General features: G+C 52.2%; 25 protein-coding genes and 1 pseudogene. 14 read left to right on the plus strand and 12 right to left on the minus strand.

Going from position 1 to position 22,380, the window contains the following annotated elements:
• Positions 1-59: 59 nt before the first annotated feature.
• The gene (gene mfd / locus NT140_12155; protein ID MCX5832617.1) at positions 60-3,695 is read right to left on the minus strand and encodes a transcription-repair coupling factor; all 3,636 of its coding nucleotides are present in this window, start codon (positions 3,693-3,695) and stop codon (positions 60-62) included.
• Between the two features lie 225 nt (positions 3,696-3,920).
• Between mfd and xth the strand changes: the two genes are divergently transcribed.
• Positions 3,921-4,706 (plus strand): exodeoxyribonuclease III, encoded by a 786-nt coding sequence (gene xth / locus NT140_12160; protein MCX5832618.1) that lies wholly within the window; start codon positions 3,921-3,923, stop codon positions 4,704-4,706.
• A 16-nt stretch (positions 4,707-4,722) separates the two neighbouring features.
• Positions 4,723-5,064: a phosphomannose isomerase type II C-terminal cupin domain gene (locus NT140_12165; protein ID MCX5832619.1), complete on the plus strand. Its 342-nt coding sequence runs from the start codon at positions 4,723-4,725 to the stop codon at positions 5,062-5,064.
• Positions 5,065-5,074: 10 nt separating this feature from the next.
• Here the strand turns inward: NT140_12165 and NT140_12170 are convergent, their stop codons facing one another.
• From NT140_12170 to NT140_12180, 3 genes are all read right to left on the minus strand, one after another.
• A complete protein-coding gene (locus NT140_12170; GenBank protein ID MCX5832620.1) occupies positions 5,075-5,494 on the minus strand; it encodes a GGDEF domain-containing protein in 420 nt (139 codons plus the stop codon).
• Between the two features lie 7 nt (positions 5,495-5,501).
• Entirely contained in the window at positions 5,502-6,341 is an 840-nt protein-coding gene (locus NT140_12175; protein MCX5832621.1) for an MBL fold metallo-hydrolase, read from the minus strand.
• 87 nt (positions 6,342-6,428) lie between these two features.
• The gene (locus NT140_12180) at positions 6,429-6,947 is read right to left on the minus strand and encodes a peptidylprolyl isomerase (GenBank protein MCX5832622.1); all 519 of its coding nucleotides are present in this window, start codon (positions 6,945-6,947) and stop codon (positions 6,429-6,431) included.
• Between the two features lie 289 nt (positions 6,948-7,236).
• On the opposite strand from NT140_12180, the gene NT140_12185 reads away from it, so the two are divergent.
• The 3 genes from NT140_12185 to NT140_12195 all read left to right on the plus strand — a co-directional run bounded on the left by NT140_12185 (position 7,237) and on the right by NT140_12195 (position 9,296).
• Entirely contained in the window at positions 7,237-8,469 is a 1,233-nt protein-coding gene (locus tag NT140_12185) for an ammonium transporter (GenBank protein ID MCX5832623.1), read from the plus strand.
• Between the two features lie 15 nt (positions 8,470-8,484).
• The gene (locus NT140_12190) at positions 8,485-8,826 is read left to right on the plus strand and encodes a P-II family nitrogen regulator (protein MCX5832624.1); all 342 of its coding nucleotides are present in this window, start codon (positions 8,485-8,487) and stop codon (positions 8,824-8,826) included.
• A 125-nt stretch (positions 8,827-8,951) separates the two neighbouring features.
• Positions 8,952-9,296 (plus strand): cupin domain-containing protein, encoded by a 345-nt coding sequence (locus tag NT140_12195; protein ID MCX5832625.1) that lies wholly within the window; start codon positions 8,952-8,954, stop codon positions 9,294-9,296.
• Here the strand turns inward: NT140_12195 and NT140_12200 are convergent.
• From NT140_12200 to NT140_12215, 4 genes are read right to left on the minus strand one after another with little or no spacing between them, the layout of a single operon-like run.
• Positions 9,293-9,661: a diacylglycerol kinase family protein gene (locus NT140_12200; GenBank protein MCX5832626.1), complete on the minus strand. Its 369-nt coding sequence runs from the start codon at positions 9,659-9,661 to the stop codon at positions 9,293-9,295. The two genes, NT140_12195 and NT140_12200, sit on opposite strands and share 4 nt — an antisense overlap.
• Before the next feature lie 24 nt (positions 9,662-9,685).
• Positions 9,686-10,606, minus strand: a complete 921-nt coding sequence (locus NT140_12205) for a phosphatase PAP2 family protein (GenBank protein ID MCX5832627.1) — start codon at positions 10,604-10,606, stop codon at positions 9,686-9,688.
• A gap of 10 nt (positions 10,607-10,616) precedes the next feature.
• Positions 10,617-12,059 carry a carboxypeptidase regulatory-like domain-containing protein gene (locus NT140_12210; GenBank protein MCX5832628.1) on the minus strand — a complete coding sequence of 481 codons (1,443 nt, stop codon included), beginning with the start codon at positions 12,057-12,059 and terminating at the stop codon, positions 10,617-10,619.
• A 15-nt stretch (positions 12,060-12,074) separates the two neighbouring features.
• A complete protein-coding gene (locus NT140_12215) occupies positions 12,075-13,235 on the minus strand; it encodes a hypothetical protein (protein MCX5832629.1) in 1,161 nt (386 codons plus the stop codon).
• Positions 13,236-13,479: 244 nt separating this feature from the next.
• Here NT140_12215 and rpmH point away from each other — a divergent pair, with 244 nt between their 5' ends.
• From rpmH to NT140_12260, 9 genes are all read left to right on the plus strand, one after another.
• Complete coding sequence (gene rpmH / locus NT140_12220; GenBank protein MCX5832630.1) at positions 13,480-13,617, plus strand: 50S ribosomal protein L34; 138 nt, start codon at positions 13,480-13,482, stop codon at positions 13,615-13,617.
• A 54-nt stretch (positions 13,618-13,671) separates the two neighbouring features.
• Positions 13,672-14,007: a ribonuclease P protein component gene (gene rnpA / locus NT140_12225; GenBank protein ID MCX5832631.1), complete on the plus strand. Its 336-nt coding sequence runs from the start codon at positions 13,672-13,674 to the stop codon at positions 14,005-14,007.
• Positions 14,008-14,023: 16 nt separating this feature from the next.
• A complete protein-coding gene (gene yidD, locus NT140_12230; GenBank protein ID MCX5832632.1) occupies positions 14,024-14,248 on the plus strand; it encodes a membrane protein insertion efficiency factor YidD in 225 nt (74 codons plus the stop codon).
• A 53-nt stretch (positions 14,249-14,301) separates the two neighbouring features.
• Complete coding sequence (yidC, locus tag NT140_12235; GenBank protein MCX5832633.1) at positions 14,302-15,936, plus strand: membrane protein insertase YidC; 1,635 nt, start codon at positions 14,302-14,304, stop codon at positions 15,934-15,936.
• Between the two features lie 19 nt (positions 15,937-15,955).
• Positions 15,956-16,714, plus strand: a complete 759-nt coding sequence (locus tag NT140_12240; GenBank protein MCX5832634.1) for a protein jag — start codon at positions 15,956-15,958, stop codon at positions 16,712-16,714.
• Between the two features lie 7 nt (positions 16,715-16,721).
• Entirely contained in the window at positions 16,722-18,101 is a 1,380-nt protein-coding gene (mnmE, locus tag NT140_12245) for a tRNA uridine-5-carboxymethylaminomethyl(34) synthesis GTPase MnmE (protein MCX5832635.1), read from the plus strand.
• A 109-nt stretch (positions 18,102-18,210) separates the two neighbouring features.
• On the plus strand, positions 18,211-19,347 hold the full coding sequence (locus NT140_12250; protein ID MCX5832636.1) for a hypothetical protein: 1,137 nt from the start codon (positions 18,211-18,213) through the stop codon (positions 19,345-19,347).
• Positions 19,348-19,375: 28 nt separating this feature from the next.
• Positions 19,376-20,443, plus strand: coding sequence for a hypothetical protein (locus NT140_12255; protein MCX5832637.1), 1,068 nt, complete (start codon positions 19,376-19,378; stop codon positions 20,441-20,443).
• A 35-nt stretch (positions 20,444-20,478) separates the two neighbouring features.
• Positions 20,479-21,198, plus strand: coding sequence for a CsgG/HfaB family protein (locus NT140_12260; protein MCX5832638.1), 720 nt, complete (start codon positions 20,479-20,481; stop codon positions 21,196-21,198).
• Here the strand turns inward: NT140_12260 and NT140_12265 are convergent.
• The 4 genes and pseudogenes from NT140_12265 to NT140_12280 all read right to left on the minus strand — a co-directional run.
• Complete coding sequence (locus tag NT140_12265; GenBank protein MCX5832639.1) at positions 21,185-21,358, minus strand: hypothetical protein; 174 nt, start codon at positions 21,356-21,358, stop codon at positions 21,185-21,187. The two genes, NT140_12260 and NT140_12265, sit on opposite strands and share 14 nt — an antisense overlap.
• Positions 21,355-21,474, minus strand: a complete 120-nt coding sequence (locus NT140_12270; protein ID MCX5832640.1) for a chorismate synthase — start codon at positions 21,472-21,474, stop codon at positions 21,355-21,357. Before NT140_12270 ends, NT140_12265 begins: the two co-directional genes overlap by 4 nt.
• Before the next feature lie 44 nt (positions 21,475-21,518).
• Positions 21,519-21,653, minus strand: a pseudogene (locus NT140_12275) (chorismate synthase).
• 174 nt (positions 21,654-21,827) lie between these two features.
• Positions 21,828-22,380: pyruvate carboxylase (locus tag NT140_12280; protein ID MCX5832641.1), on the minus strand; the 553-nt coding region annotated here is incomplete at its 5' end.

The raw sequence follows: 22,380 nt of genomic DNA on the forward strand, positions 1-22,380 counted from the left end.
ATCCAGAATTACATAAAAAACTCTCAGATTCCTGGTCAAGCCCAGAATGACAAAAAGATTTAAGCCGTCCTTTGCCCCGCATTCAACTGCCTTAGTATCCCCTTCGCTTCCCTCAATATCTCATTTTCCTTAAGATCGGGCAGGGGAATATATAATTGCAGGTCGCGCGTCAACCTGAGCGCCGGCCATTTTTCCCGGGCCAGTTTAAGAATCCGGGCCGGATCCACATTGCTCTCCTGATGGAAAGAAACTATCATATTTTTGTTATCATAGCCCATCTTTTTACCACGCAACTGTTGCAGAAGATTTTTTATGCCCAGCACCTCCAACAGATTGCTCACCTGAGCAGGAATAAATCCGTAACAATCAGCAAGTTCCTCTTTGATCGCGCCCAGCTCGGCGTCCGTCTCCGCCATGGACAATCTTTTATAGGTAATCAGACGCTGGCGCATATCGGCCATATATTCTTCCGGGATGAAGGCCGCCACCCCCAGGTGGATTTCCGGCTTCCGCTCCTCCTTTTGTATCTCCTGCCCCTTGACCTCCCGCAAGGTCTGTTCCATCAGTTCCGTGTAGAGCTCATAACCTACCGCCGACATTTGGCCTGATTGGGAGGCCCCCAGGATATTCCCGCCGCCGCGGATCTCCAGATCCTGGTAGGAGATGCGGAAGCCGGACCCGTGTTCAGAAAAATCCATGATCGCCTGCAGTCTGCGGCGGGCGTCGCTGGAAAGCATCATGCCTTGGGGAATCAGCAAATATGCCTGCCCCTCTTCCTTCGCCCGGCCTACCCGGCCCTTGATCTGGTAAAGTTGCGCGAGCCCGAACCGGTCGGCGCGATTGATAATGATGGTATTGGCCGTGGGAATATCGAGGCCGGCGCCGATGATCGTCGTGCATACCAGGACATCGTTATCACCCCGGACAAACCCGGTCATCACCGCCTCAATTTCCTGCGGTTTCATGCGACCGTGCACGACGCTGACCCTCGCTGCCGGGACAATTTTTTCCACCAAACGCGCCATCGTATATATGGATCGCACGCGGTCATGCAGGAAGAAAACCTGCCCCCCGCGCGCCAGTTCCGCCTCAATCGCCCCCTTGATCACTTCTTCGTCAAATTCCATAAGATAGGTTTTAATGGGCAGACGATCTTCCGGAGGGGTGTTGATGACGGTCAGATCGCGGATACCGGCCATGGATAAATGGAGGGTGCGCGGAATGGGAGTCGCCGTCAGGGTCAGCACATCCACAAGGGTGCGGAGCTTCTTGAGTTTTTCCTTGTGGGCTACTCCGAACTGCTGTTCCTCGTCTATAACTACCAGGCCCAGATCCTTGAAGTCAATATCCCGCTGTAAAAGGCGATGGGTGCCGAGCACAATGTCCACCGCCCCTTCCTTGAGCGCCGCCACGATTTTTTGCTGTTCCGCCTTGGTCTTAAAGCGGTTTATGACCTCCACGCGAATCGGCCAGTCCTTTAATCGCCGGGAAAAAGTCTGATAGTGCTGTTCGGCCAGGATGGTCGTAGGAACCAGCACGGCCACCTGCTTTCCTTCCATGGCAACCAGAAATGCTGCCCGGATCGCCACCTCCGTCTTGCCGAAACCCGCATCGCCGCAAATCAGGCGGTCCATGGGTTTGGCATCCGCCAGGTCGGCCTCCATATCTTCGATCGCCTTGGCCTGATCCGGCGTCTCTTCAAATTCAAAACCCGTGCAAAATTCATCATACAATCCGCCGGGCAGGGAGAAAGAATGCCCTTCCAGCACCTGCCGCGCACCGTAGATGGCGGCGAGTTCCTCGGCCATTTCGCGCACGGACTTCTTGATTTTCTCTTTGACCGCCTCCCAGGAATTGCCGCCCAGCTTGTCCAACTGCGGCAGGTAACCGCTGGGACCTATATATCTCTGGAGGACGTCGAGACGATAGACGGGGATATACAGCTTATCGCCGCCCTGATACGAAAGCACGAGAAAGTCGTTTTCCAGCCCGTTGATGCTGAGTTTTTGCAGGCCCCGGTAGAGGCCGACGCCGTGCTCCGTGTGGACGGCATAATCGCCGTCATTAAGCTCGCCGAACGACTGGAGGAAATATCCCTCCCGGAGAGGTCTGGTCTTGCGCCGGGCAATCTTTCTGCCGAAGAGCTCCTCTTCCGTCAGCACGACTAATTTCCAGGCCGGCAAATGAAAACCGCCCGACAGTTTGCCGTCTAAGATGATTACTTTTCCCTGACCATGATGCGGGGGAAGGGGGCTGATTTCAAATCTGTTCCCATGCGTACTGTCCCCAGTCCAGAACGAAGCCGCAGCACCGTCGCAACTTACCGTCAGGTCATGCTGGGAGAGCAGATGGGCCATGCGCTGCGCCTCTTCCGCCCCGAGGCACAAGAAAACCACGAGCGCCCCTTCTGCCACATGCTTTTTCAGATGCTCCACCAGAAAGCCCAGGGGACCGGCCTCGGCTGCGGCATGCAGCTTCCAGTCAGTGCGGTCAAGCGTATTCCTTTCCGAAATAAACTTTACCTCCCGGCAAGGCACACCCTCCCCCCCGCCACTGCCGCCGGGATGAATGCCGTCAATGAATATTTGCGGATAATCTGCCAAGTGCGCCCACAGATCACCGGCGAGCAGATAAGATGATTTTTTTTCGAGGTAAAATGATTCTTCCCGGTCGGCTTTTAACAGGAGGCGATCCATTTCATTTTCAATTGCGACTTCCGCCTGCTGCAAGGCGAAGTAATCATCCATAATTAGACAGGCGCCCGGGGGCAGGTAATCAAATAATACCCCTGGCAATTCTTCCCGGCCTGCCCCGTCCTGATCGGCGGAGGCGTAGAAAAGCGGCAAAAACAAAGGATTTATGGATGAGGAAAAGCCATCGGCCACGGCCTCCACGAGCCGATTTTTTATCAGCGCCGAAAGTTCCAGCTCATTTGCTCGGCGCCTGATATTGGCCACCGCCAACTGCTTAGCGGCGGCGGTAAGGATGATTTCCGCGGCCGGGAAGAGTGTAAAATCGCATAATTCTCCGGCCGAACGCTGTGTAGCGGTAGAAAAAATGCGGATAGATTCCAGTTCGTCCCCCAGAAATTCCAGTCGCAGGGGATTTGCTGCCGTCGTTGGGAAGATGTCCAGGACGCTGCCGCGCACGCCGAATTCCCCTTTTCCCTCCACCAGTGAGACCCGCTTGTATCCCCCCGCAATTAACTTCTCCACGAGTTGATCTCTGTCCCGCATGTCCCCCAGCGCTATTGTCTCCACGTAATCAAACCAGGCCCGCACCGGCAAAACCATTTGCATGAGCGCCTGGAGAGGCAGAACAAATACGGCTGTTTTTTTCCGGGAAAGATGACCTAATAGCTCCATCCGCCGCAGCGAGTCGTCGGCCTGAAAAGAAAACATGTCCGTGGAGCGTACATCCCAGGGAGGATAATAAAATAATTGCTCCTCACCCAGAAAGAAGGCCAAATCCTGATGGACTGCGAGGGCTTCTTTTTCCGTCGGACTGATCACGAACAAGGGTTGCGCCATCCGGCGGAAAAACCGGGCGAGGATGAAGGCCTTGGCCGCCGACTGGAGACCGCCAATGACTATTTTTCTCTCCCCGCGACCGACAAGATCGCAGAGTTGCTGGAAAGCAGGATCAATATCAATATTTTGGTTAGTAGTTTTATCCACGTAGTTTTTGCCTGACATCAATTTATTATACCTGGCTCCGATGCATGCACCACCTCGGGCACTCCAGACGACGGTGAGGATAAGTTTTACCGGACAAGCTTGTCAAGATAATTCGGCAGGGCAGATTGATCCGGAGCATAAGGCTTGAAATAATTACTTTGTTCATGCTATTGCAGACCCGTACCAAAAATCTTAGGGACGATTGGGGAGGTAGCTGAGTCCCTATCGCCTGCGAGGTAGCCCTTGGGAACTTTTAAGATCGCCACCTACAATGTTAACTCCTTACGTTCACGTCTGCATGTAGTTATCCCCTGGCTGCTGCAGAATCATCCCGATGTGTTCTGCATGCAGGAGACAAAAGTGGAGGACGCAAAATTTCCTGCTGAAGAATTTGAGAAGTGCGGCTATCATGTTACGTTCCGCGGCACAAAGCAATACAATGGCGTGGCGATAGCTTCCCTGCTGGCGCCTGAGGCGGTGTCCTGCGGTTTTGACGATAGCGGCCCGGCGGATGGAGAACGCCTGATAAGCTGCACTTTCCCAAGGGTTACAGTCCTGAACACCTACGTCCCCCAAGGCCGGGACAAGGAGAGCCCGCATTTTGCCTACAAGCTGGAATGGTTCCGACGTCTGCGGGCTTTCCTGGAAAAATCGGGTTCGCCGGACACCCCGCTCATCTGGTGCGGCGATTTAAACGTGGCGCCGGAAGCCATTGATGTCCACGACCCCAAAAGGCTTCTGGGCCATGTCTGTTTCACGCCCGAGGTGTGGGACGCCTTTGCCGATGTTAAAGCATGGGGCCTCTTGGACATTTTCCGGAAGCATCACCCCGACCAGCCGGGACAATACACTTTTTTTGACTACCGCGTCGCCGGTTCGGTCGCCCGAGGATTGGGTTGGCGGATTGACCATATCCTGGCCACGCGGCCCCTGGCGGAAAGATCGCTGGGCTGCTCCATTGATCTGAAGCCGAGGCTGGCGGAAAAACCATCCGACCATACAATCATCCTGGCTGAATTCGACTTATAAAAATGAGGAAAGAAAAATGGAAAAAGACTGCCGTCCCTGGGGGTTTTATGAGGTGCTGTCCGACGAAGCTGATCACAAGGTAAAGCGGATCGTCGTTTATCCCGGTCAGCGTTTAAGCCTGCAACGCCATCAAAGACGCGCCGAACACTGGTTCGTCCTCCACGGCACCGGCGTCGTTACCCTGGACGGGGCAGATCTCAATCTGGCAACCGGTCAGGCCATTGATATTACCCGTGGCGCCTGGCATCGTATCCGGAACCAGGGCTCAGAGGATATGGCCTTTATCGAGATCCAGACGGGAGATTATTTCGGAGAAGACGATATCGAACGGCTGGCTGACGATTACGGACGCATCTGACCATTATGTTTCAAACGACGCTTATCTGCACCTGATTGCGCCCCCTGCTCTTGGCATGGTAAAGGGCTTGGTCGGCTGCGGCCACCAGCACGTCGAAACTCATTTCCTTTTGCGGTTTGATGGTGGCGACACCCAGGCTCAAGGTGACCACCGGGACAACTGTAGAACTGCCGTGGGGAATGCCCAATGCCTCCACGGCGGCGCGAACCGCCTGGGCCATGGCAAGGGCGTCGTGAAGGCCCGTCCCGGACATGATCACGGCAAATTCCTCTCCCCCGTAGCGTGCCACCATGTCGCCGGGACGATGAAAGGTTTGACTGATTGCCTCGGCCACCTGCTTGATGACAAAGCAGACCGCCGCCATGATGATCAAGGCTGTCCCGTAGAAGCAGCGGATATAGTCCTGCTGGTGAAAAAGAAAGCCTGTCATAAGAGAGTTATATGGAGAGCTCCATGTCCTGGTGTACGGCAAAGCACTCCAGCGAAGCCCTTTGTTCCTTGACGATCCGACGACAATCCGCCACGATTTCGTCTACGGCGGCATCAGATCTTTCCTGGTTATGATGGAATAAACCAAATTTTGTTACCTGGGCATCAATCGCCAATTGCAAGGCCTGCTTATAGACGGAATGCCCCCAGCCTCTGGTTATCCGGTAATCCTCCTCCCGATATTCCGCATCATGAACAAGGACATCGGCCTTATAAGAAAAGGCAACGTAATCTTCATAGGCCAAGCCGCCCGGGTGCCGATGACCAAGTTCGTTATCCGTAAGGAAGATAAAGTTTTTCCCATTTTCGAAAAATTTGTAGCCGATGCCTTGATTGGGATGACTCAGGGAAATCGTGGTTACTTGCACGGCCTGATGCGTAAAAATTGTATCGCAGGTTTCATGGTAATTAATGTCAGCTTTAAGATCGGAAAAATCAACGGGAAAATAGGGAGGGAGCATGATGTTGGCAATCATTTGCTTGATTGAAGTCTGGACAAAGGGACACCCGTACACGGCAATACTCGTCCCGGCCACATAGATCGGTTTGAAAAAAGGAAATCCCATGAGATGGTCCCAATGGGCGTGAGTAAAAAGCAAGGCGAAATGATTACGGTTTTCGGCTATCAAGCGGTTTCCCAATCTACGAATGCCGGAACCAGCGTCAATAACGATTATTTCATCATCCTTGGTCCTGATTTCCAAACAGGTGGTGTCTCCACCGTACTTCAAATATTCCCTGCCGGAAACGGGGATAGACCCGCGCGCGCCCCAGAAGCGAACAATCATTTTCATCCCCTCCAGAAAGAGTCGCTCACTTATAAATTATAAATCAGTCGTGGTCAAGTATTTCGAGCATAAAATCGCGTAATATCGTCAACTTTTGTTCAGCTTATCGTTCCAAGCGGTCAGATCGGGCTTAAATGCGGCCAGAAGCGGCGCTACGTCACCATCAATCGTAATGCCGTCAATGCGGTCATTCTGGGAGATGCTGTTTACCACCTGCATGTCCTCCTCCCCGACAATCGCCCCAAACACCGAGTGGTGGCCGTCGAGCCAGGGCGTGGGCACATGGGTAATAAAGAATTGACTGCCATTGGTGTTCGGGCCGGAATTGGCCATGGATAATATGCCCGGTCTGTCGTGGCGCAGTCCCGGGCTGAACTCGTCGCGGAACTTGTAGCCCGGTCCACCGGTTCCGGTGCCCTGCGGACATCCGCCCTGAATCATGAAGTCGCTGATAACGCGATGGAATTTAAGGTTGTTATAGAACCCGCGCTGGACCAGATTGACAAAATTGGCCACCGTAAGCGGTGCCTTATCTGCAAAAAGCTGCAAGCGGATAACGCCCTTGTTGGTCTTGATGATTGCCTCGATACCTCTGTTTTCTGACATGTTTTCCCCTTTTCCTAAGTTAATTTAATATTTTTGTCCGGATAGCCTAACGCCCACCGAGTCATTATAAGTCTTTGCACTATGCTGAAATTCAGCTATGTTGTCAAAACAAATCTCTATCTACAATTTAGTTTAAAAAACAAATTGCGATACAAAATTGTTTCTTTTATTCGCCTAAAATAAACAACCTATTTATAAATATATAATATATTCAATAATTTACTAATATATGTAATCTGGCATCCTATTTGCTCATTGAAAGCAAACAATTCCAGGGGAGGAAATAATTATGAATTCAGGTGATACAGCATGGGTTTTAATCTCGAGCGCGCTCGTTCTGCTGATGACCGTGGGGCTGGCCTTTTTCTACGGAGGCCTGGCGAGAAGGAAAAATGTCCTGTCCATCATCATGCAGTGCTTCATCATCATGTGCGTGATCAGCCTGCAATGGGTTCTTTACGGCTATTCGCTGGCTTTTGGACCCGATACTGGCCTCGGCATCATCGGAGGCCTGGCCTGGCTTGGCCTCCAGGGTGTGGGCGGGCAACCCAATGCGGACTACGCCGCCACGATACCCCACCAGGTTTTTATGATCTTTCAGGCCATGTTCGCGATTATCACCCCCGCGCTGATAATCGGGGCCTTTGCGGAAAGGATCAAGTTTTCTGCTTTTCTCTTATTTACCATCCTTTGGTCAACACTGGTCTACGATCCCCTTGCCCATTGGGTATGGGGCACAGGCGGGTGGCTGCGCGACCTGGGAGGCCTGGATTTTGCCGGCGGAATTGTCGTCCACGTCAGTTCCGGCGTTTCCGCGCTGGTCATGTGTATCTTGATCGGCAAAAGAATCGGTTCCGATAAGCAGGGCTACCGACCGCATAATCTGCCCTGGACGGTTATGGGAGCGGGCATGTTATGGTTTGGGTGGTTCGGATTCAACGCCGGCAGCGCGTTGGCCGCCAACGGCCTCGCCGCCAATGCCTTCGTCACTACCAATACGGCCACCGCCGCCGCCGGCCTTACCTGGGCCATCATCGAATGGCACAAGCATGGAGCGCCCACACTGCTCGGCACCGTAACGGGCGCCGTGGCCGGCATGGTAGCAATTACCCCTGCCTGCGGTTTCGTTTCTCCGCTGAACGCCATCTTCATCGGCATCATAGTCAGCGTTTTCTGTTTCTTTGCCATTACCCGGATAAAGGCCCGTTTCGGATATGATGATGCCCTCGATGTCTTCGGCGTACACGGTGTCGGCGGCATCTGGGGGACGATTGCCACGGGGCTATTCGCCGAAAAAGCTATTAACGCAGTCGGCGCCGACGGACTCTTTTTTGGTGGCCTGCATCAGTTTCTCGTTCAGGTATTGCTCGTAATTGTCGCGGCAACCTACGCGGTGGCAGTTACCTGGGTACTCTTCAAGCTCATAGATGCCCTGGTCGGCATGAGGGTGGAGAGAAAAGACGAGCTTATCGGTCTCGATTTGACGCAGCACAATGAATCGGCCTATACGGTACTGGAATAGGAGGAGGAAAATACCATGAAATTAATTATTGCGATAATTCAGCCCCATAAGCTTGACGAAGTGATCCACGCCCTGGAGGAGATAGATGTAAATTTACTGACCGTCACCAATGTCCTGGGACGGGGAAGACAAAAAGGCGTCACGGAGATTTATCGCGGGGCCAAAGAGGTGGGTACCCTGCTGAAAAAGGTCAAACTGGAAATCGCCGTGAACGAGGATTTCGTCGAACCAACCATCGGTGCCATCACCAAAGGGGCGCACACGGGTGAGATGGGCGACGGCAAAATCTTCGTGCTCGATCTGGGTGAATGCGTGCGCATCGGCACGGGCGAGCGGGGCGGCCCGGCAATAGGATAAACCGGAGGGTAAAGATAATAATTATGTCTCCTCCCCGGCCATCCTATGCGTGTTTAGTAAGATAAGAGTAGCTTTCTGATAGAAAGCAGTTATAATTAACCTATCAACGGGAAGAAAGAGGGAATATGATTGTCCGAAATATCAATGGTCCGGAAGCCATCGCCACAACCTATATAGCCCATGGGGGTGGCATGGCCAGGATGGTGCTGACGAGCAGCCTTCTCAAGAGCATGGAGTTTTTTGCCTACGCTGTCGTCCCATCCGGTAATGAACTGGAAGAGCATATTGACCCCGTGGAGGAGATATACTTTATCCTGTACGGCGGCGGTCTCATGAGAGTGGGTGAGGACGAACAGGAAGTCAAGGCCGGTGACGCCGTCTGGATTCCCGCCGGGGACAGACACGGCCTGAAAAACACGGGGACAGAGACCACCGCAATCATCGTCGTGGCTGCCTATCCTACGCGTTAGAACCAGACCTTGACGTGGTTGCCGAAGATGAGAATTCCGATTAAAACGGCTCCCACGGCGGAAATCAGCACCGCGGCGGCGGCAACATCCTTCGCCCGACCGATGAGCGGGTGGTGGGCAGGGTGAACGGCATCAGCGATGGCCTCCAGGGCAGTATTCATCCCTTCGGCAACCCAGACAATTATGATGGCAATTATCAGGAGACACCACTCCAGCCGCTGGAGATTGAGAGCGAGTCCCAGGACGAACACGGCCCCCGTAGCCGCCAAATGGATCCGGGCGTGGGGCTGAGAGCGGATCAAGAACGCCGCGCCCTTGATGGCACAAGCAAAACTGCTTATCCGTCTCTGCAGATAGGCGATCACGATTCCCCCTCTCTCAAGTTAATTTCAATATCGGTATAACATCAAAATCCCATAACGGTCGCCACTGACATCGGGTAGCAGCGCCAAAGGGCTATTCTTTTTCTTGTGATAACGGAGAACGGCGCGGGCGGTAAAATAGCCAACTGCGGCGCCAAGAAAGACATCTGAACTCCAATGTTCGTTGTCATTCACACGAGCCAGTGCCACCAGTGATGCCATCCCATAGGCCGCGGGAGCGACATAGGGGCCGTCACTCTCTCCGGCAACAACCGTTGCCAGGGCAAAGGCCGCGCTAACATGCTCGGAAGGAAAAGACAGGTTATCAGTTGATAATCCCGGTCCGTCCCAGCGGTTATACTGGTCGCCCGTATTCGGGCGATGCCTATGCCCGGCAATTTTGACTACCCCGGTGAAGACCCCGGCCAAAACGATGCTTTCTGCTCCTAACAGACCGATCCGTTTTGCTTTTTCGCTCTCCTGTACCTCCCCGTAGAGATAAATAAACCCGGCAGCCGGGAGAGTATACAGACCATTGCCGAAAGGTGTGAATACCTTGGCAAGGTCGTCGGTGGTCCTGTTCCTCCGCCTCTGCACCCAGTCCTTGAGATCCTGATCATAGGCATACAAGCCGGCTGTCACGGACAAGACCAAGGCCGCAGTGTACCACTCCCTGTCATCCCAGCGCACTGGAGAAGTCAGTATCTTGCCTGTATCGCCGACGTATCCCTTTAGATAACTCATGTCCAGCTTCAGGTCTGCGCCGGGAATCGCTTGAGGCCGTTCGCAATCCGACCGATCGGGGGAACAAATAGCCAGGTTATCTGCGGCCCATGAGGACGGAACGGAGAAAATGCCGGCCATACTTAGAAATAGAAGAAAAACAATGGCTTGACTACTTGGCCACCTATTCGACGGGAAGTTAGCTCCTTTCACCCTGCTTTTCATCTTAAGCCCGCTATGGTAGACTTGTCCGCACCGGGGTGGCGCTATCAACCGTTAGCCCGTTGCCAAGCTGACCATAAACATTGCTGCCCCATGCCCAGACCGTGCCGTCACCCGTTAAGGCGCCCTTCAAGGCTACCGAGCCTTCATAGCCAGCGGCAATATCCGTCACACCCGACAGGCCGCTTACCGCTACCGGGGTGGCGCTGTCAATCGCAACACCATTCGTAAGGCCATTACCAAGCTGACCCTTGTAGTTATTTCCCCATGTCCAGACCGTGCCATCGCTTTTCAGGGCCATAGTGTGGCCAAAGCCTGCGGCCACGGCTGTCACCCCCGAAAGTCCGTTTACCTGCACCGGGGTACTGCTCGGCTGAATGTTCCCGTTGCCAAGTTGACCAGTGGCATTATTCCCCCATGCCCAGACCGTGCCGTCATTCTTCAAGACCACTGTGTGATCATAACCGGCAGCGATGGCGGTCACCGTTCCAATAGACATTCCGCTGAGTCCTATTACCTGCACCGGGTTTTTTTTTAACGTCGCACTGCCATCGCCCAGCTGTCCACTACTATTATTCCCCCACGCCCAGACCGTGCCGTCGTTTTTCAGCGCCACGGTGTGACCGGAACCTGCCGCTATGGCTGTTATACTCGTCAGCCCACTTACCTGTACCGGGGTATTTCTTTGAGTCGTGCTCCCATCGCCCAACTGGCCATTAATGTTATTGCCCCATGCCCATACCGTGCCGTCGTTTTTCAGGGCCACGGTGTGGCTATCTCCTGCCGCTATGGCCGTCATACTCGACAACCCGTTTATCTGCGCCGGGGTGTTTCTTGACGCCATGCTCCCATCACCCAGTTGTCCATTGCTGTTATTGCCCCACGCCCAGACTGTGCCGTCGTTTTTCAGGGCCGCGGTGTGACCGGAGCCCGCCGCAACGGATATAATATCCGACAGCCCGCTAATCTGCACCGGGGTGTTTTTCGCCGTTACGCTCCCATCGCCCAGCTGCCCATTATTGTTATTGCCCCATGCCCAAACCGTACCGTCGTCCTTTGTATAAACCGTGTGGGTCGCCGTTGCCATCTTGCCAATAAAATGAACAGCAAAATCGAATCCCGTGCCGTCAATGCCGTTCAGCCAAGCAGGACGGAATAGCGGGCGAAAAGGTGATCCCGTCAATGTGGGCGTTATCGTGAACGTGCCGCCAGGCACTCCGCTAAAGGCATAATAACCATTTGAATCTGTCGTTACGCTCATTGAAGTGTCACCGGCCAGAATTACCGTTACGCCGGCCAGCGCTGACCCGGCGGACGTAATCCGGCCCGAAATGCTGTATGTCTTATCGCTGCCACTCCCACAACCTGAAAGCAGCAGCAGCAGCAGCACGCTTAACAGGCAACCATACATCGCCTCGAAAAGCTTATTGCACTTCAACGTGCTATTGTTTATCACAGCCAACATCTCCAATTAATTGCCTTTTATACAAAAAAGAAAATCTTTATCGCCGCTGATATTGGCAATACCAGCAAGAGACATCTTTCCCTTCGCTGCATTCATCTTTCCGGAAGTGAAGTTAATAATGCCATCTGTGTCTGTAGTGGCGCTACCAACAATTAAAACCCCGGCATTGTCAATAGTGACTGTCCCCCCGGTAAAGGAAACCGTCCCTCCCGTATCCGAACGTGTATAAGAGCCACCCGTTACATTTCCCGACGAGTCGAAGGTAATTGCGCCTCTGAGAGTGGCCTTTTTAGTGCTGTCAGTACCTTTGCTGCTGGCGCCATTGATGTACCACGTGCCGGACAAGTCTGCGGCGGTAAAAGTTCCTCCCGCTCGAATTGCCGTAACCAGGTCAAAATTAGAAGAATCGGTACCGGCAACAAAAAACATGATATCCTTATCATAGTAGTTCATCATACCTTGTTTTAAGGAAAGATCGGTGCCGGGGCTCGTGGCAACTAAACTTGTAGCGGGGTATGTGTCGTTCAATAATCCGTTGCCATCGATAGCAAAAAATCCCTTTCCCCCCGGTTCAGCAATAGTTGCCTTTATCCCATCGCTCGCGTTAGTCACCGTTATTAGACCATGATCACCGCCAGCACTAAATACATACCAGGTAGCGGCTAAATCTATAGATGAAAAACCTCCCGTTAGTCGAATTGCCGCAACCAGGTCATCTTCCCCATAATTTGTACTGAGAACAAAAAACATTATATTCTTTGATGCATCCATCTTGCCGGACCCGACATAAAAATTGACCCCCAGGTTGGTGGTGGCACTACCGCTTAATACTCCTGAGCTGTCAATGCCGAATAATCCTCCCGTGGTACTAGCTGATTGGTTATTAGAGCGGGTGAAAGACCCTCCTAAGACTACCTGTCCGAGTGAGTCAAGAATCAGCTTACCCCTAAGATTCCCGGCCACGATGTTTTCTGCAGGTGAAGCGCCGACGCTGGCGCCATTCGTCGCATAGAGGTACCAAGTACCGGATAGATCGGAAGTTATGAAAGGCGTCCCCGGCGTCGGCGCCGGAGCGGCATCATCCCCTCCTTTGCCACAAGCTGCGAGTTGCATAATCAACAGCAAGCACAAAAACAACACCTCAAAAAAATATTTCCTGTTTTTCATTTCTACCCCCTGAATAGTAACATATTAATTTTTATTAGTTTATTATAGATCAGGTACGTCTCTAACACGACTATCCGCATCAGGCACATCGTAACTGCGCGTACATATCACGTTCTCAATTGCTTTATCCATACATATTTACTTAGAGCATACTTTGCAAGTTATTTAAAGACCCCACTTCGACCTTGACAATTAATGGCGACTATGTTCTAAAGCAGCTCATAAAATTAGATGGGAGCAGTATATGAAGAAGAATTTAACGAATTTTTCCAATACCAAAAGAAAAAGGACGCACGGCTTTCTCGTGCGCATGGCCACCAAAGGGGGACGACTGGTCCTGAACAGACGACGGGCCAAAGGCAGGAAGAAACTGGCCGTTTAGCCGCAACAGAAGCAAAAAGAGAACCTCTATGCTCTTGGAAAGGCTCTTGTTACCATGGGAATAAATGCCTTTCGCCCGGATGAGAAGATTCGCAAGAGACTGGAATATTTGTCAATATATCAAAAGGGGACGAGGACTTACACGCACCACTTCACCATCGTCGCTCAGAAAAACGAGTTGGGATACGGAAGGTTAGGAATAACGGTTAGCAAGAAGGTCGGTGATGCCGTTCGTCGTAACAGGATAAAACGGCTGATAAGAGAGTTCTTCCGGTTGAATAAAACCTGGCTGGTCGCCTCTCGAGACATCGTCGTCATCGGCAAAAAGGGCATGCCCCGCCTGAGTTATCAGGATGTTTGCAAGGAATTAGCAGTCCTTGTGTCCAATTAAGGTCACCGAATAGAGAATGATTACCAGGATAGCAGGCAGGATTTTCATCTGCTCTATAAGGGTTTACCAGCTCTGTATTTCTCCCTTGCTAATACCTTGTTGCCGTTTTTATCCTACCTGTTCCGAATATGCCATCACTGCGATCAGACGCCATGGCCCGCTCAAGGGGTTGCTTTTCTCCGCCCGACGTATTTTTCGTTGTCACCCCTTCCATCCCGGTGGTTACGATCCAGTGAAATAAATTTGGCAACTACTTGAGGAGCCAGTCAATAAAAATCGGAGGAGTTTAATATAATGGATAAAAAGAGTATTCTCGCCATCGCTCTGTCATTTGCGGTCTTGTATATTTACCAGGCCTTTTTCGTTAAACCCCCGCCGCCGCCCAAGAAACCGGCAGCGACTCAAGAACAGGCCGCAACCGTCGCCGATAAAGGGACGATCAATGTGGTGGCCAGTCGCGCCGCAACTTCAATAAACGCGGTGCCCGCAGGCATCGTTTCCCTGCAACAGCGGCAAGGTATTGATGATAAAAATATTCCCCTGGAAACGGACGAATACAGCGCCGTCTTTTCCACCCGCGGCGCCGCCTTAAAATCGTTCCAGTTGAAAAAATACCGGACCAGCATTGATAAAAATGCCAAGCTTATCGAACTGGTAAAGACTAGAGCCGACCTTCCCGCCCCACTCACCGTCTCCTTTGGCGGGTCCGATTTCAACATTCCCGATAATGCTCTTTATGAAGCCCGGGGGGCGGCAAACGCCGCCCAGAACCCCGACGAGGGCGGACAATTAATATTTACCCTGGAATATCCCGGTCTCCTTAAGGTCGAAAAGATATACCGGTTTCATCGCGGAAAGTATAATTTCGACCTGGAAGTAAGGACCACCAACCTGACGAACAACGCGGTAAACCAGGTGACCAGCCTCAACTGGCACGAACTCATAGATCAGAATGCCAAACCGGATGAATATGGCCATGACGGACCGGTTTCCATGGTGGCTAAAAATATTGAGCGCGAAGATCTTAAGAAAATGGCGTCCTCCAAGACCATGGGACCTGATGTTTCCTGGGGAGGATTTGAAACTAAATATTTCATCGCCGCAATGATTCCCCAGACCCCTTCCCTGACCACGCTATCTCTGACCAAGGATGCCCAGAATACTGTCAGCGTGACTCTGAAATCGCCAAAAACCCTCATACCGCCGGGGCAAACGGGATCTAACAGCTACTCCCTTTATCTGGGCCCCAAGGACCACAGTCTCCTTTCGGCCAGTAACGCGGGGCTGGAAAACGCCATTGACTTCGGCGATTGGCTCAAGTGGCTCGCCATGCCCCTTTTGATCTCCCTTAAGTTTATCTATAATAACTTCATCCATAATTACGGGATCGCCATTATCCTGCTGACGTTAATTATCAAAATTATTTTCTGGCCGCTGGGCAACAAGAGCTATCGGTCCATGAAAGAAATGCAAAAGCTGCAACCCAAAATAGCCGAAATGCGCGAAAAATATAAAGACGATAAGGCCCGCATCAGCCAGGAGATGATGGCCCTTTACAAGTCTCACAAAGTTAACCCCCTGGGCGGCTGTCTCCCGATGGTTATCCAGATCCCCGTTTTTTTCGGCCTCTACAAGACGCTTCTTTTTGCCATCGAACTGCGTCACTCCCCCTTGATCTGGTGGATACAGGATCTCTCCGCTAAAGATCCCTATTACATTACCCCGATCATCATGGGGGCCACCATGTTTGTGCAACAGAAGATGACGCCTCCGGCGGGCGATCCGATGCAGGCCAAAATAATGCTTTTCATGCCGATCATTTTTACGGTGATGTTTTTGAATTTCCCCTCCGGACTGGTAATCTACTGGTTATTCAACAATATTATCAGCATCGGGCAGCAATATTACATCAATAAGCAACCCGCCTGAAACGGGACGAGGCAATGATATGCAAGTACTGGAATTTGAAGGTAAAACAATAGATGAAGCCATCGAGAGGGCCTGTAATGAATGGCAGGTTTCCCGCGGGAAACTTAACATAGAAATTATTGCGGAAGGAACTTCCGGATTTCTCGGTCTGCTGGGAGGCAAAAAAGCAAAGATCAAGGCCTCCTTGCTGTCCCTGGAGGAGGAGCTGAACAGCCCCGCGGTGAGATCGGAAACCCCGTCTCCGGTTAAAGCGGCGAAAATGCCGGCAGATTCATCCCCTAAGTCTCCCGCCGCACCTTTCCCGGAAACAGAACTAACCGAAGGTAAGACGGCCGCCCGCGCCAAGACGATCCTCGAGGGCATCCTGTCCCACATGAACCTTGATTGCCCGGTAACAACCCTGGAAACAGGAGAGAAAATCATCCTCAACATCACGGGTAATGGCGATGGACTGCTGATCGGTCGGCGCGGACAGAATCTTGACGCCCTGCAATACATCGTCAACAAGGCGGTGCATAAGTCCGGGAATGGCCGGAAGATGATCATCGTAGATACGGAATCTTATCGTCAGCGGCGGGAAGAATCACTGACCGAGCTCGCCGCCAAGATTGGCGAGAAGGTAAAAAAGACCAGGAAAGCGGTAACTCTTAACTATCTAAACGCCCACAATCGTCGCATTATCCATATGGCCTTGCAGGATGATTTGGGCATTACCACCAAGAGCCGGGGCGAAGGCGAATATCGAAAAATCATCATCGTGCCGGCAAATAAGGATTGACGTCGCCTTGGAAGATACTATCGCGGCTATCGCAACCCCGCTCGGCACGGGGGGCATCGGGATCATCCGCGTCAGTGGTTCCCAGGCGGAGGCCGTCGCCCGTTTGCTCTTCAAACCACGAAAACAATTGAATAATTTCGAGAGCCGACGTCTTTATCATGGGGATATTATCGCCCCTGACTCTGGCGAGCTGCTTGATGAAGTGCTTCTCACCCTGATGAAAAACCCCCACTCCTACACAGGCGAAGACACGCTGGAAATACATTGCCACGGCGGATACTTCATTCTGCAATCCGTCTTCAGCGCTGTAATTGCCGCCGGCTGTCGTCCGGCTGCGCCCGGTGAGTTTACGAAACGGGCTTTCCTGAATAATCGTCTCGATCTGGCGCAGGCGGAAGCCGTGCAGGATCTAATCATGGCTAAAACCCGGCGGGGGAGCGAGTTGGCCTTATCCCATCTCAAGGGTCGGCTGTCGAAAACAATTGACGATCTGCGCGGGCAGCTTGTCGCAGCGCTGGCCGGACTGGAAGCGGCCCTTGACTTCCCTGCCGACGAAATCTCCAGTGATTATAATATCCTGGCCTGTGCAGCCGACACCCTCACCAGTATCATCGGAAAGCTGCAAACCCTGCTGGCAACATATGAGCAGGGGAAGATCGTCCGCGACGGCGTTGACGTAGTGATCGCCGGCAAACCAAATGTGGGCAAATCGAGCCTCCTGAACAGCCTTTTGGGTGAAAAGAGGGCCATCGTCACACACTTGCCCGGCACCACCCGCGACTTTATCGAGGAATTCATCAATATCAACGGGTTGGCGGTAAAGCTTACCGACACTGCCGGCCTCAGGGCCGCTGAGAACATCATCGAAGCGGAAGGCATCGCACTGGTGCGGGAAAAACTTGCCACCGCCGATCTGGTTTTAGTGATCATAGACGGCAGCGCCGGCCTGACCGAGGAAGATCGAACGATCATGGCTGGGCTTCTTGGCCACAACCTCCTGTTGGTGGTTAACAAGAATGACCTTCCCCAGATGCTGGATATGCAACAAGTCCGGGCGATACTGCCGGAAGTAGATGTTTTACGCATATCGGCCAAATACGGTGACGGCCTGGATCAGCTTAAAGAGGCTATTCACCGCATCGTCCTTGGCGTTTCCGGCAACCGGCATACGGAGGTCATGATTGCCAATATCCGCCATAAAACCGCCCTGGAGAGAACAGTCGCCTTTCTATCTCAGGCCAGGGAAGGCGCCAAAAATAATCTTCCCCCCGAACTTGTGGCTATAGACCTCCGCGACGCCCTAACCAGCCTGAGTGAAATCGTCGCCAGAACGACAAACGAAGAAATCCTGCAGGAGATATTCTCCCGCTTCTGCGTCGGCAAGTAATTCCTGCCCCGCTGGGAAACTTCCAGAAAATATGGAGATATAATTTTACTTTTGAGAATTTTTCGGCTATCTTGGAAAGAGTGGGGAGACATAGAAAGGAGAGATGCTGATGGGCAAACTTAAAGAAGTGATTTTGGTCCTGGTCGTGCTGGTTTTAACCTCCGCAATTGCACATGCTGCGGAGAAGTGTGTCAACACGCAGGGCGAAGCCCTGATCATCAAAAGCGACGTCCCTTCGGCCAAGATGGAAGCCGTGGCCCGGGCCAAGTGGGCGGCGATTGAGCAGGTGGTAGGCACCGCCGTTAAGGCCCAGAGTTTTGTGCAGAACTTTATACTCGTCGAAGACGTAATGAAAACACAAGTTGCCGGAGTGGTAAGAAGTTATAAAGTCTTAAACGAGGCGAGTAAGGGTGAGACTCTTACTGTGAACATAAACGCCTGTGTCGAACCGGCCAAGGCCGAACAGGCGGTGTCCAGTTTAGCGCTGAATAGTTCCGTCGCGCTTTTCATACCAGCGCGGAAACCACGCGCCGGTAGAGGGGTAGATGAGTACCAGGAGACCAATATCCTCTCGGAAACCCTGATTGATAAAATCATCGGACAGGGCTACACAGTGACTGACGTTGCTCCCACCCAGACCATGGACGCTGCGGAGATAGAAAGGGCGGTAAAAAGCGGCAGCACCTTGGCCGTACGCAGCATGATGTACAAGTTCCTGTCCAACATCATCATCATCGGCAGTATAGACTATACCGTCTCGACGAGAAAAGGCGAAGACATCGGCTATGGTATCGCCATGCCTTTCAATAACGTTACCGTCCGGCTGAACTACCGGATCGTGGCAAAAAGCAGCAAAACCGGCAACATGGAAATCATTACGTCCGGAGTTGAAGAGGGCAAAGGCCTGGCGGGCAACGTGGAAGACGCGACGGCCAAGGGCATGACCAGCCTGACGGAAAAGGTAACTCCGAAGATTCTCGACAAGTTGGCCCAGTTTACCCAGAGTAATGTCAAGAGCATCCGGGTCAAGGTAGCCGGCGTTACGGACAGCGATACGAACATGGACATAAAAAGCCTCCTGCAGAACATTGTCTGGGTATCAGGAGTGGAGGAAACGGGCATGGGTGAATTTACCGTAAAATATCCGGAAAATACGCTCTATCTGGCCAATAGCATTAAACAAAAGGGTAATTTTACCGTCAGCAATTTTTCACCCTATTCATTAACCGTAAGTTACCAAAAATAATGTCAGAAATATTAATCAGGAGGGTGCTATGGCAATGATTCGATTACAGCGTTCATATATTTCCGGAAAAATTATCTTTCTTATCGGTGTTTTTCTATTGATTAACGGCTGCGCGACAAAGATACCGATCACCATGCTTCAGCCTGCCGCATATCATGAGGCGTCACTCACAAAAACAGTTGCGGTACTGCCATTTAGCGGTAAGGGGGGACAGCAGATCACATCGGAAGTGGAGGGTGTTTTGGGCAGTATAAGCATAGACGGGAAAAATTACTTCACATTGGTTGATAGGAATGCCTTGGATAAGATAATGAAAGAAATGAAATTGGGTCAAAGCGGCATGGTTGATGCCAACACCGCAGCCGAGGTTGGCAAACTGATCGGCGCTCAAGGCGTATATACAGGCGCCGTTACGCAAAATAATTCCACGGAAGGCCCATATACAGAAACAAGGCAAGAATGTACACGGTACGCGCAGAATTGCGATGCTAAAGGAAATTGCTCCCAGGGTGCATGTCTCCATTGGAGGAAATGGAATGTCGATTGCGTCAAGAGATCCGGCTATTTTGCCTTCACTCCGAAGTTAATTGAAGTGCAAACCGGAAAAATAATTTATACCCGTGATATTAATGGCTCAGCAACATCAAACGGATGTACCGATGGCACACCGGCGAAAGCCGGCAGTGAGCTGATAGGGCAGTCAATAACCATGGCTAAAGCTGAATTTCGTAAAGATATTGCCCCCTATTATGTTGTCCGCGAAATAAAATTAATGAGTTCAACGGATGGCATAAGTTCATCTGCGGCAAAGGACAAGCTGAAACTGGGGATTGATTACGCGGGGAAAAAACGATTAGACGCCGCCTGTGAACTATGGGGAGAGGCGGATACAATTGCGTCCAATTCGGCGTCTATTACCTATAATTTAGGCGTATGCGCCGAAAGCAGGGGTGATGTTGTTGCGGCGCTGCCGCTGTATAAAAAGGCTGATAAATTGCTCGGAAAGCCTGATGACGATATTACCTTGGCTCTTGTCAGAGTTACCGAGGCGATTAAAAATCAGGAAAAATTAAAAGCACAGCTTAAAAATAAATGATTTCTATTGAGCTTTGATATAAGGAGGTATGGTTCATGAAGAAAAGAATGATGGCGCTGATTGTATTTTTACTCACCTTTGTTGTTATTTCCGGCACTCTGGCAGCCGAAAAACCCCGGATCGGCGTGCTGCGGTTCACGAACAACACCCATGCGGGCTGGTGGCATGGCGGCATGGGGTCGGAGCTCCAGGATATGCTGATCGCTGAACTGGCCAGCACGAAATCCTTTACCATCGTCGAACGGAAGGAACTGGAAGGCGTCGTCAGCGAACAGAAGCTGGGTGCTTCCGGCCTGGTACGGAAAGAGACCGCCCCGGAGATCGGCAAGCTGACAGGCGCCCGGTGGCTCATCTCAGCAACCGTAACCTCTTTTGAAGAGAATACGGGCGGCAAGGATGCCGGGTTTTCCCTGATGGGAGTTTCCGTCGGCGGCAACAAGGGCAAGGCCTATATGGCCGTTGACTTAAAGGTGATGGATACGAACACCGGCGAAATCGCCGATGTGAGAACCGTTGAAGCCACCTCCGAATCCACGGGCATGCGGCTGGGTCTGAACCTGAGCTTCTTCTCCGGAAATATCGGCGAAAAGGCAAAAACTCCCACCGCGAAGGCCATAAGAGGCTGCGTTGTGGAAATTGCCAATTACCTGGAATGTTCTATGATCCAAGGGAAAGAGAGCAGCTGCATGAAGGAGTTTGACGAAAAGGATAGCAAAAGAAAGCAGAAAACAAGAGACGCCATCAAATTAGACTGATCCTGGCTTTGAATCGGGGCACGGCTTGCCGTGCCCCGACGGCCAGGGACGGCTGGCGCCTTGCTGCAACACCTCGATATCCCTGAGCCGTCAAATAATCGGCGAACCATTTACCCATGTCCCGCGTGCCGCCGATAATGCCAATCTGAATTTTCTTCATCCCTCTATCGCTTTCTGTCTCAACAGATGATCAGCAAGCACTATATCCACCATCGCTTCGCAGACGGGCACGATGCGCGGGATCGTTGCCACATCGTGCCTTCCCTTGACGCTGATCTCTCTGGCCTGACCTGATATATCAATGGTTTCTGAACCTTGCCGATGGAGGGGATGGGTTTGCTGGCCACCCTGATGACTAAGGGCTGCCCGCTCGTGATGCCGGCCGGAATGCCGCCGGCGTGATTGAAACGAAATCCATCCGCAGCCATTGCATCGTTATTGGCCGAGCCCGTCATCGAGGCTACCCGAAAGCCGGAGCCGATTCCCAGGCCGCAGAACGGATGACACCGTAAGCGGAACCCATGCCGAAACAGCCCAGAGCAATCTCTTAACGACTACAAAAAGCCTGTAGCTTCAGGATGGGGTATGGAAAGGGGCACAGCAGGCTGCGCCCATGTATATCTTTATAGTTATGGTGTGTCGGTCGCCGACTTTTCCTCCCGCCCGTATTTCCGTCTCAAAAATTGCTCACCCGTGGCCGGATAGAGGGCGTAGATAAGCAAGTCTTCATCCGTTTTGGCCAAGTCTCCTAATTTCTTTCTGGCATCTTCGAGTTCCGGGGCGATATAGTCTGCCGGACGGCCCGTAACGGGGGTTTGTCCCTTTTTGTAGCCCTTGAGCACCTTTTTCTGCACCTCGGGGTCTATGGGTGTGGGAGTCTGGCCGTAGAGACCGTACATCAGGTCCTTGAATTGCGTCGTGACCATCTTGTATCTGCCGTAGAGGACATTCATGACGGCCTGCACACCCACGATCTGGGAAGTCGGGGTCACGAGCGGCACGGTCCCGGATTCCTTGCGGGTGCGCGGGATTTCATCATATACTTCCTGGAGACGGTCGAGGGCCTTCATTTCTTTTAACTGACTGATCAGATTGGAAATCATGCCGCCCGGTATCTGATGGGCCAGCACGCCCGTATCAATCACGGAGAGGGTATTGGTGGCCAGAAAGGCGGCGTACTTG

This window comes from Deltaproteobacteria bacterium (genome assembly GCA_026388415.1).
In the GTDB taxonomy this organism is placed as follows: domain Bacteria; phylum Desulfobacterota; class Syntrophia; order Syntrophales; family JACQWR01; genus JAPLJV01.